The following is an 11,138-nucleotide window of genomic DNA, read 5'->3' as shown; positions in this document are numbered from 1 at the left end:
CGCAATTTTTGTGTATTGTGTTGCAAAATATGTACTGCGATTTGGACGATATGTTACTTTACATACCTGCGTTTTTATGCTAAAATGAAGTTGTAAACAAAGAAAGGCACTGTTATGCAGAGCACAGTGCATAAAAGTAAGAAAGTACAGTTTTGTACAGGGAGAAGCAAATATGAACTACAAAAACTTTATCGCAGGTGCGATGGCTTTTGCCCTTGCAGCCTGTGCTGCGGGATGCAGCGATAAGAAGAAATCCGACGATAAATCGGATCCCTCGGCTACTGTTGAAACTACTACCGAGGAGCTCGTACCTCCTACACCTGTGGAAGCTACAGACCCGAATGCAATAACCTTTGATGACGGCAGATTTGATTTTGCATCTGTCAAGACCGATGATAAGGACTGCGCAAAGGGTGAGCTTTCGGTTGCGGAGCTTATGGGCAACAAGATGCTGAAATTTGCCGATGACAACACCGTACCTCTTGAAGGCAAGGTGCAGAAAATAGGCATAAACGTAACGAAACTTCTGGGCAGTGCCGGTGCAGCAAAGGTGCGCAGGATAGAATTTGATATGTACGCTGAGGCTACCGCAGAGGGATTGAAGCGAGATGACGGCGAGGTCGTAAAAGCTCCCGGCTGGATAGGCGGCGGCGGCGGAACCGTTACCGCACAGGAGAAGTGGTATGATTTTCAGGACTTCTCAGGAGGTGAGTATAATTTTGAAGCATCGGGCGCAATACACGCTCAGTTCAAGTTCCTGCTGGCTGACAGCGGACAGTGCTGGACAGAGGAAATGGAGGACGCAAACTTCCTTATAATGCGCTGGGGCGTAGCCAATGAGTCGGATATGTATATCGACAATATCGTATTCTACGACGAGGACGGCAATTCCATACCGATAGTACCTGCTTCTGCGGCTGAGGACATTAAGGAAAAGGTCGAGGAGAAGATAGGTGATATCAAGGAAGATATCGAAAATAAAAAGGAAAAGCTGAAAGCTGAGTACGAAAAGAAAGTTAAAGAAATGGAAGCTGCAGCAACTGATCCTAAGCTGAGAGAAGAACTCAAGTCTGAGTATGAAAAGCTTATGGAAGAGGTACAGAATTCGGAGGAATACGAAAAAGCCGCAGCTGAAATGGAAAAGTTTGAAGCTAAGCTCAAACAGGCGATCTCCGATACATCTGATGCTGAACAGAAGATATTAGACGAGATCGAAAAAGCCAAGGAACAAGCCGACAAGGTGAATGCTGAGGCACAGGCAGCTATTGAAGAAGCTTCAATGCAGATCGAAAAAGTTAAAGACAGATAATAAAAAAGCTTCCGTTTTATACGGAAGCTTTTTTGTGCTGTAGGGGCGGATATTATCCGCCTGCAAGTTGAGAGTTTAAAGTTAATGTGTCCGCTATGCGGACGGATCAGAATGTAAGGGCTGGCTTTTTAAATTCGGAATTAAATGTGCCATAAGCGAAATACGATCAACGTTTTTGAAAAGAGTGAGCGAGTTTACGAGCGTGACGCTGCCTGCATCAGTCAAAGTAAAAGATATCCTCAAACTTCTTATCAAGTGCAATGCATAGCACAAGTGCAAGCTTAGCCGTGGGACTGAACTGCCCTGTTTCTATGGAGCTTATGGTATTACGGGAAACACCCACCATTTTTGCAAGCTCGTCCTGTGAGAGCCGCTGCTCCTTGCGTATCTCTTTCAGGCGGTTTCGGAGTATAAGTGAATCGTCTATCATGCAGTCACCGCCTTATGGTTTGAAGCCGAAAAGCTCGCGGACTGCCATGTATGTCAACAGGAGAAAAAATAAGCATATGACTGAAGCACATAGAATATCTCCTGTATTTTTGTTTTTTATGGCTCTGTGCAACTGCATTGAAAAAAGCATACATATTGCAGTTGCAAGTGCCCCGTAATTCATCTTTCCTGTGATGAGTAAAGTCATTACAGCATATAGGCAGGTAAAGAGCATAGTTAGTATCACGGCAAATCTTGAATCACTTTTTGCCCTGTCTATTTCTGCAATGTCACGGTTTTTGTTTTCCTGACGGCTTTTTGCGAGAATTTCTTCTTTATTCATATTGATACACCACCTTATTTTTTAAACAGTTCCATTATTGCCACAAATGAGAACATAAGAAATGCTTCTCCCATAAGGACTGCACATAATATATGTTCGCTTTTTCTTGTTTTTATTGATTTGTGCAGATAAACTGCAAACATAACACAGGTCTCCATAGCTGCAATGCCTTTGTTTAAAGGCTTATGTGCTATCATAGTAAGCGTTGAATATATAATATAAAAGGCAAGGCTGAATATGATAGCAAATCTTGAAGCGTCCTTTGTCTGAGAAATTTCGGAAATATCACGGTTTTTATTTTCGTGTCTGCTTTTTTCGAGTATTTCTTCCTTGTTCATAGTAGTACCTCCCATATCATGTGATGTTTTGCCAAGTTTACTTGGTAATTGTATTATAGCACTGCCAAGTGTACTTGTCAAGAACTTGCAAAGCAAACTTGTCAGAATTGTTCGATTGCACAATTCGGCACAAGTGTATTTAAACGACTTGCACAATTTGAGTGAGTAGTAAGTAGTGAGTAGAGAGTAGTAGGGACGCGCATTGCGCGTCCGCAAGTGATTAGTGCATAGTGGTTTGTAGGGGCGAACAGTGTTCGCCCGTAAATAATCAACGAACTATAAATGACCATGTGTAGGGAACGTCGTCCCCTACACATGGTCATTCGCGCATAAAAAGGCACTGTGATTTTCACAGTGCCTTAATTATGCATTACGCATTATGAATTACGCATTATCCAAGTACTACGTTTATCTCGTTAACGTCCTTGAGCTTATCAGCAGGAACATAATTGCCTGCAAGCTTCTCGCCGTTGAGTGTGAGTTCCTTAACGCCGCTCTGAACGTGTGCGGAGTTGTCGATATTGATGTTGAGCTTCTTGCCGCGGAAGTTTTTCTCGATCTTGAAGCCGTCCCACTTAGCAGGGATAGACGGAGCGATAGTAAGACCGTTAAGGTCAGGACGCATACCGCAGATACCCTCAACACAGCCGACCATTACTGTCGAAGCTGTACCTGTGAGCCAGTGAACGTGTGAACGTCCCTCGTAAGGAGAAGCCTTTGACTCGGTGAACTGACCGTGAACGTATGGTTCCATAACACGTATCTCAGCCTTATCGTTCATAGCAGCAGGTGAGCTTTCGAGGAAGTACTCGAATGCACGGTCGCCGTGACCGAGGAGAGACTCGGCAAGTATGAGCCAGCCCTGTGACTGTGAGAAGATACCGCCGTTTTCCTTTGTATCAAGGTTGAATACCTGCATGAGCGCACCCTTGAAGTGGTGATACTTGTAAGGTGGTTCGAGGAGCTTAGCACCGTAAGGTGTATTGAGTATATCGTGAACGCTGTTCATAGCCTTTTCAGCCTGCTCATCGGAAGCGAAGCGTGAGATTACGCTCCAGCTCTGAGGATTGAGCCACATATTAGCCTCGGGATCCTTCTTAGCACCAACGATAACGCCGTTGTCGCGGATACCGCGGATAAATCTGTCCTCGTCCCAGCACTTTTCAAGTGCGTCGCCAAGCTTCTTCTGAACGCCGTCAAGGTATGTGATGTAGTCTGTGTCGTTCTTGTCCTTAGCCATGTCGCGCATAACGTTCATAGCATAGTAGAGCTGGAATGCAACGAATGTGGACTCGCCCTGTGCGCCGAGGCGGAGACAGTCGTTCCAGTCAGCGTGGAGGCCGGCAGGCATATCGTGACTGCCAAGACGCTCCATAGAGAAGCGGATAGCGTTCTTGAGATGCTCGTAAACGGTAGCCTTTCCGCCGCCTTCTTCTGCGTATGTGATGACCTCATCGAGGAAGCCCTTGTTGCCGCTCTCACCGAGATACTTAACGATAGTCGGGAAGAGCCAGAGAGCATCGTCTGCACGGTATGAAGGGTGACCTGTTTCCTTAGCGTAAACGCTGTGCTCATCGTTCTCGTCAGGGCAGGTCTCGTGACCTGCATTGTGGTCGAACTTAACAAGCGGGAGACCGCCGCCGTTGCTTACCTGAGCAGAAAGCATGAAGCGTATCTTCTCGGCAGCCATTTCAGGGTCAAGATGAATGATACCCTGAATATCCTGAACTGTATCGCGGTAGCCGTAGCCGTTTCTGAGACCGCAGTATACGAAGGAAGCGGCTCTTGACCATATGAATGTGATGAAACACTGATAAGCGTTCCATACATTTATCATGTTGTTGAATTCATCGGAAGGGGTCTCAACCTTGAAGTTTGAGAGCTGACCGTGCCAGTAGTCCTTGAGCTGCTTAACTTCTGCATCTACCTTTCCTGCTGCCTTGTATTCGTCAAGTATAGCAGCAGCCTCGGGGTCCTTGCGCTCGCCGAGAACGAAGATGAATTCCTTTGTCTCGCCCGGTGCAAGAGTGATATCGCTCTGGAGAGCACCGCAGGAGTTGGAGTTATAGTTCATAACGCCGCTGCACTTGCCGTTCTCAACAGCGATAGGATTTGAGAAAGTTCTGTAAGGTCCGATGAAGTCGCTGAGACTTCCGCAGCAGCCTGTAACAGGCTGACCTACCATACCGAAGAATCTCTCCTGACCGTTGTAGCCGTTCTCATCGAAGCCTGTATTCTCGTTCATGTGCTGGAGGATACGGTTGCCGCCCTCGAAGCTTGTACGTGTGATGAACAGTGTGTACTGGAGGTTTACCTGATCCTGCTCATAGTTAGGCTCATTTGTGAACTCTATGAAACCGAAAACGGAAAGCTTTCTTTCTTTATCTGAATTGTTTGTTACCTTAGCTCTCCATACCTCGTATGTTTTTCCGTATGGAACATAGTATGTAGTCTCTGATCTGATATCAGCATATTCGGCAGAAATTACGGTATAAGCTGTACCGTGGCGGCACTCGCTCTTATATTTGTCGAGGGGCTTGCCTACAGGCTGCCATGAAGCTGACCAGTAATCAGCGGTATCATTATCTCTTATATAGATATAGCGTCCCGGGAGAGCCATATCGGAATTGAAGCGGAAACGCGAAAGTCTGCCGTTTGCGCCTGATTTAACGAAGCTGTAGCCTGCTGCGTTATTGGATATCATAGCACCGTATTCGGGATCACCGAGATAGTTAGCCCAAGGTGCGGGTGTTGCGGGGTTAGTGATGACATATTCTTTGTTTTCAAGATCGAAATGTCCGTACTGCATATTACATTCTCCTTCTCAGCTGCCATTGGACAGTGCTTTCCGCAGGCAGAAAATATCATTCTAATTATAGCATTGAATGTGGATTTTGACAAGGGGGTAAATATGAATACAACGTGAACATTCGCAAAAATTGACGATATTTTACTACATTTTGTAATATTTCGCCATAATTACTCTAAATGTTATATCACTTTCCTGTCATGCTTATACATTTTGTTTTACACTGTGCACCAGCCCTTAGCTTGTAGGGGAGCCCGCTCTCGGGCTCCCGCAAGTGAGTAATGAGCAGAAAGTAATGTAGGGACGCACAGTGTGCGCCTGCCAGCTATTAGCCTGTAGGAAACGATATCTCACAGTTAGAGGCTCAACAGTAATTATGAAACGATAGAAGTGCAAGTTGTGCGTCTGTAATTGCAAGGTATGCGCAGAGTATTGATTTTTGCAGACGGGTCGATTATAATAAATTCAAGATAAGCTTATCAAATGATATAAGGAGGCGGTCAAGGGGCAATGAAAATAAGATTACTTGTAAGCGACGAACACTACGATGCAATAGCGGCTGAACTGATAAAAAAGGGTATTGATATAGATGACAGCGCGGAGCTTATACTCTCGGAGAACAACGTTACGGTGAAGCATCTTATAGCTCGCAGGAATAATGAGATATACAGGCTTGAAACGAGTGATATCTCCCATATCGAAAGCTTTGCACATTATATAGCAGCGTACTGCGGCGGCGAGGAGTACCGTCTTTCGGAAACTCTGAAACGCCTTGAGGAGATACTCGACCCGAAGGAATTTATCCGTGTGAGCAATTCCGTGATAGTGTCGGTGTCGCATATAAAGAGCATACGCCCTGCACTTTCGCAGAAATTCACGCTGACCATGAAAAACGGTGCAAGAGTTGACGTTACGCGGACGTATTACTACATATTCAAGGATTTTTTAGGAATATAGGGAGGGGTGAACATGAGAACAAATTCAAATTTTCTTTTTGTTATAATGGGATTTTTAATGGCCATTGCTGTCGTAATAGCCATAGCCTTTGCGATATATAAGTCGTTATACACACGAAGGATAAACAAGAGGCTTGCAGAGGGCAGAGGAGCCAAAATAAAGCCCATTATGTCGCCTGTTAAGTTTGTTATAGTGACTCTGGCAAGTGCAATAGGCATTATTCTCGTACTTTGGGTTGTACTTATACTGTTTTTCTCAGCAAAAATGAATATTTCACGTATGGATATGATATCCGAACCCCATATCCGACTAATGAACAGTGATCTTATAAAAAATTCGGTTATTGGTGAATACAGATCAGGAGATGAGATAAAGGGTTATACAAAGCATACTTTCAATGATAAGGATACCTGTATAGAGGTCTATACTTTAGATGAAGAGTATACTAACGTATTTGCTCCCGTACTGGTGACGGCAGAATATACAGGAAGCAAAAGCGTAACTTTTTCAGCTATAGAGATCAACTTTGAAGGTAATAATTTTTCCGTGGACTGGGACGGCATGGACGAAAATGCATTAATAGCCATAGATACAGGCGGATATAAGGGGGATTTTGATATAGAGTACAATCTGTTTTTTGATAAGAACACAGGAGATACAGGCGAGAGATATGTTGATTTTGAAACGGGGGTCACACTAAGCGTCAATGAGTATAGTCAGGTAAAGATAATAGAATAAGAGGAAGTTAAAGGCGGCTGTGTTCAGCCGCCTTTGTGTTTGCAGAGCGTAACCATGCTATAAGGTTGTCCGACCATTTATAATGTTCAGCGTTACATATGTCATTCCGAAAGTGACAAATGTCACTCAACAAGTGACAAATTACACCTATGCAAAGAGAGAAAAATGAGTATAATAAGAGCATAGGGTTGCGCAACACCGAAACGAAAGCCAGAATACAGGCAAATATTCCGTACTTTACTATATTTTATTTATTTTTAAGGAGAGATTATTATGAAAACTACATTTAAGAGAATTATAACAGCAATAGCAGCAGCCGCAATGTGTGCAGTACCAATGGCAGGTTCATTTTCGGCAAGTGCCGCAGACAGGATACTCAACATAGACAAGGCAACCAGATTAGAGCTTAGCAAGGCTGATCTTACAAAGATCAATTCTGCATCTTTATCTTATGAGCTTAAAGAAAAGATAGGAACATTAGATATAGATACAAAGATACCGATAGATCCTATTAATCCAACCATTCCCGATCTTCCGAAAATAAAAGAAGTCAGATTTGTAGAGCCTGATATCCGCGACATCAGAATCACTCCTCCGCAGCTGCTTCGTCCTGATTTAAAGCCTATTACTTTTTCACAGATCGTAGAAGAAGTATTCACACTTTCATATGTAAGCGGAAAGAATACAATAACAGTTGTTATCGGTTATACTACAGACGGCAAGTATATAATGGAATACTGGCAGAACGGCAAGAAGAACATTAAAACCGGCAAATGGTACGGATACCTTATCAATAGAAAAACAGCAAACGATCCTGCAGCTAACGCAACACTTGTAAGCAGAGTTACAAAGACTGAATATTATCTCGGTTATAATTACTATGTATTCAAGGAGATAACAGGCTATACAAAGGGCGGCAACTTTATCACAGAGGTATGGCGCCTTAATAATCAGGGCAAATGGGTGCTTGTAAGCAGAAAGATCACAAAGCCTGTTATTATGCGCAAGGCAGTAGAAGTAGATTTCACGTTTTCCAAGGAAGGCACTTTAAAAGCAGTAAACTGATGCTTGCATATGATATCAAGCGAGTTATAGAGTAAAAATATATTATCAGGAGGGTTTATTATGAAAAATACTATAAAGAAGATATTCGTTGCATTAGCAGCAACAGCAATGTGTGCAGTTCCAATGACAAGTGCTATGACAGCAAGTGCAGATCTGAAATCAGAAGAGCAGCAGGCTTGGGAAGATGAGCAGGACGCTGTTGTTGAGAGAGCAATAGTTAAGCGCTTTTTAAAGAAAGACGGAAGGCTCGGTACGTTAGCATTATCATTCGGAAGAAAAGGCTATGTTGACCCTGATTATATTCCGATCGTAATAGATCCGGATGAGGAGATAGATTGGAATCCGGGATATATTGATCCGATACCTGATCCTGTTTATATAGCATCCGGTTCATTGGCAAGAGAGCTCAATCGCGGCCGCGTTGCAGTTATTGTAAGAAAATGATATAAGGGTACGATTGTAAAAAACACTGATGATATAGGACATAAAATGGGATTTATAATAAAATAAAAAGCTCCTCTCAGTGCCGCCGCAGGTATGGTGAGAGGGGCTTTTTGCTGTCATTTTACCATTTGGCAGTCAGAAAATCATTGACAACTCAGAAGGGCGGTGATATAATTAATAATACGTCAGTACAAGGCGGATACCGCCTTTTTTTATTTGAAAAATGCAGAAAGGAGCAGGCTTGCTATGAGAAATTTTGATCCCGAATTTAAGATAAGAGAGGTCGCTGAGCGAATAAGGCTTACGCGAGAATCTGTAGGTCTGACTCCGAAGGAAATGGCTGGCAAGATCGGCGTTTCTTCCTATGAATACATGGCATATGAGGGCGGAGCAAAAGATTTCAGCTTCAGCTTTATATATAAATTCGCAAATGCCTGCGGCGTTGAGATAACCGACCTTATGGAGGGCGAATCTCCGCATATCAAGAGCTATGATATAACAAGAGCAGGTGAGGGACTTCCTATCGCAAGACGTCAGGGACTCAGCTATTTCCGCCTTGCACCTAAGTTCCGCAACAAGATAGCAGAGCCCTTCCTTGTAACTATCCCTTATATTGATGAGGAGTACAGAGTCCCTCACCCACATACCCATGAGGGTCAGGAAATGGATATCGTTATCAGCGGACAGCTCAAAGTCCGCGTAGGCGATAACGTTGAGATACTTAACGAGGGCGACTCTATCTACTACGACAGCTCCGAGCCTCATGACGAATGGGCAGTAGGCGGCAGGGAGTGTAAGTTCTACGCTATAGTATGCGGCGTAAATCAGCCTCAGCACGCTATCTCAAACCTTGAACCCGTTATACTTCCGGGTGTTACGAATTTCGACCTTGCACATATACAGGATCCTGTTGCTGATAATTTCGTAAAGCTCGAAACAGATACACTTGGCTCACTTACAGGAATAAGCTTCATCAATGAGGAAAAGTTCAACTTCGGCTTCGACGTAGTTGATGCACTTGCAGCCAAATGTCCTGACAAGGAAGCACTTATCTATGTAGGAAATGATATGTCCGAGAGAAGATTTACCTTTGCGGATATAAAGAAGTATTCCAACATGACAGCTAATTACTTCATGTCAAAGGGCATAAAGAAGGGCGACAGAGTAATGCTCGTCCTCAAGAGACATTATCAGTTCTGGTTCTCTATCATAGCGCTCCACAAGATAGGTGCTATCGTTATCCCCGCAACAAATCAGCTCGTGCAGCATGACTTTACATACCGCTTCAAGGCAGCAGGAGTAAAGGCTATCGTATGTACAGGCGACGGAGATGTTGCACATCAGGTAGACCTTGCAGAGGAAGAGCTCGGCATAAGGCTCATCAAGATGATGGCACACGGCGAGCGTGAGGGCTGGGAGGATTTCGACAAGGGAATTGCAGGCTTCAGCGATGTATTCGAGCGTCCTACCGACCCCGAGAAGCTTTCCTGCGGCAGCGACCCGAACCTCATGTTCTTCACATCAGGTACTACAGGCTATCCCAAGATAGCTACACACTGCCATAAATACGCTCTCGGACACTTCATCACAGCCCGTTACTGGCATAACGTAGACCCTAACGGCATACACTTTACAATATCGGACACAGGCTGGGGAAAAGCGCTCTGGGGCAAGCTCTACGGACAGTGGCTCAGCGAGACCTGCGTATTTGTATATGACTTTGACCGCTTCGATGCAAACAAGATACTTCCTATGTTTGCAAAGTACAATATAACTACATTCTGCGCACCTCCTACAATGTACCGTTTCTTCATCAAGGAGGACCTTTCAAAGTACGACCTTACTTCCATAAAGTACGCAACAGTTGCAGGTGAAGCTCTTAACCCCGAGGTCTACAACCAGTTCCTGAAAGCAACGGGAGTAAAGCTCATGGAGGGCTTCGGACAGACCGAGACCACACTTTCTATCGGCAACTTTGTCGGCATGACCTGCCGTCCGGGCTCTATGGGCAAGCCAAGTGTGCTTTACGATGTTGACATCGTTGACCCCGACGGCAAGCCTGTAAAGACAGGTGAAACAGGTGAAATAGTTATCCGCACAGACAAGAACGTACCATGCGGACTCTTCCTCGGCTACTACAACGATGAGGAAAAGACAAAGGAAGCATGGAGCGACGGCATCTACCATACAGGCGATACTGCATGGAAGGACGAGGACGGCTATTTCTGGTACGTTGGACGTGTTGACGATGTTATCAAGTCCTCGGGCTACCGTATCGGACCATTCGAGATAGAAAGCGTTATCATGGAGCTCCCATACGTTCTCGAATGTGGAGTAAGCGCCGCTCCCGACCCTGTAAGAGGTCAGGTGGTAAAGGCTTCTATCGTCCTTGTAAAGGGGACTGAGGGAACAGACGAGTTGAAAAAGGAGATACAGGACTACGTTAAGAAGCATACCGCTCCTTACAAGTACCCTCGTATAGTTGAGTTCAGAGATGAACTGCCAAAGACTATCAGCGGCAAGATAAGACGTGTCGAGCTCAAAGGCTGAGTTTGAGATTTAAGAACTAAGAGCTAAGAACTTAGATTTTAAAAGGCGTTTCTGCGATTGTGGGAACGCCTTTTTTAGTTAAGAGTTAAGGTGTCTGCTGTGCAGACGGATCAAAAATGTAGGGGCTGCCTTTGGCAGCCCGCAAGTATAAATGAC

The 11,138-nt window shown here is 44.5% G+C and carries 10 protein-coding genes; 6 read left to right on the top strand and 4 right to left on the bottom strand.

The window, feature by feature from the left end; translation table 11 throughout:
• Positions 1-172 precede the first annotated feature (172 nt).
• The gene (locus BUB28_RS12010) at positions 173-1,309 is read left to right on the top strand and encodes a hypothetical protein (protein WP_072951741.1); all 1,137 of its coding nucleotides are present in this window, start codon (positions 173-175) and stop codon (positions 1,307-1,309) included.
• A 217-nt stretch (positions 1,310-1,526) separates the two neighbouring features.
• On the opposite strand, the gene BUB28_RS12005 is transcribed toward BUB28_RS12010, so the two are convergent.
• From BUB28_RS12005 to BUB28_RS11990, 4 genes are all read right to left on the bottom strand, one after another.
• Positions 1,527-1,736 carry a helix-turn-helix transcriptional regulator gene (locus BUB28_RS12005; protein WP_072951852.1) on the bottom strand — a complete coding sequence of 70 codons (210 nt, stop codon included), beginning with the start codon at positions 1,734-1,736 and terminating at the stop codon, positions 1,527-1,529.
• Positions 1,737-1,751: 15 nt separating this feature from the next.
• Positions 1,752-2,081, bottom strand: a complete 330-nt coding sequence (locus BUB28_RS12000; protein ID WP_072951740.1) for a DUF6442 family protein — start codon at positions 2,079-2,081, stop codon at positions 1,752-1,754.
• Positions 2,082-2,095: 14 nt separating this feature from the next.
• A complete protein-coding gene (locus tag BUB28_RS11995; RefSeq protein ID WP_072951738.1) occupies positions 2,096-2,419 on the bottom strand; it encodes a DUF6442 family protein in 324 nt (107 codons plus the stop codon).
• A 391-nt stretch (positions 2,420-2,810) separates the two neighbouring features.
• Positions 2,811-5,228, bottom strand: coding sequence for a glycoside hydrolase family 94 protein (locus tag BUB28_RS11990; RefSeq protein WP_072951736.1), 2,418 nt, complete (start codon positions 5,226-5,228; stop codon positions 2,811-2,813).
• Between the two features lie 510 nt (positions 5,229-5,738).
• Between BUB28_RS11990 and BUB28_RS11985 the strand changes: the two genes are divergently transcribed.
• From BUB28_RS11985 to BUB28_RS11965, 5 genes are all read left to right on the top strand, one after another.
• Positions 5,739-6,185 (top strand): LytTR family DNA-binding domain-containing protein, encoded by a 447-nt coding sequence (locus BUB28_RS11985; RefSeq protein ID WP_072951734.1) that lies wholly within the window; start codon positions 5,739-5,741, stop codon positions 6,183-6,185.
• Between the two features lie 12 nt (positions 6,186-6,197).
• Positions 6,198-6,923 carry a hypothetical protein gene (locus BUB28_RS11980; protein WP_072951733.1) on the top strand — a complete coding sequence of 242 codons (726 nt, stop codon included), beginning with the start codon at positions 6,198-6,200 and terminating at the stop codon, positions 6,921-6,923.
• Between the two features lie 273 nt (positions 6,924-7,196).
• Positions 7,197-7,988: a hypothetical protein gene (locus BUB28_RS11975; RefSeq protein WP_072951731.1), complete on the top strand. Its 792-nt coding sequence runs from the start codon at positions 7,197-7,199 to the stop codon at positions 7,986-7,988.
• Between the two features lie 60 nt (positions 7,989-8,048).
• A complete protein-coding gene (locus tag BUB28_RS11970) occupies positions 8,049-8,432 on the top strand; it encodes a hypothetical protein (RefSeq protein ID WP_072951730.1) in 384 nt (127 codons plus the stop codon).
• Positions 8,433-8,678: 246 nt separating this feature from the next.
• Complete coding sequence (locus BUB28_RS11965) at positions 8,679-10,982, top strand: AMP-binding protein (protein WP_072951728.1); 2,304 nt, start codon at positions 8,679-8,681, stop codon at positions 10,980-10,982.
• The last annotated feature ends 156 nt before the right edge of the window (positions 10,983-11,138 follow it).

The sequence above is a fragment of the Ruminococcus flavefaciens genome, assembly GCF_900143025.1.
Classification (GTDB): Bacteria; Bacillota; Clostridia; order Oscillospirales; family Ruminococcaceae; genus Ruminococcus; species Ruminococcus flavefaciens_I.
The sequence above is the reverse complement of the archived record's forward strand: the minus strand, read 5'-3'. Positions and strand labels throughout refer to the sequence as shown.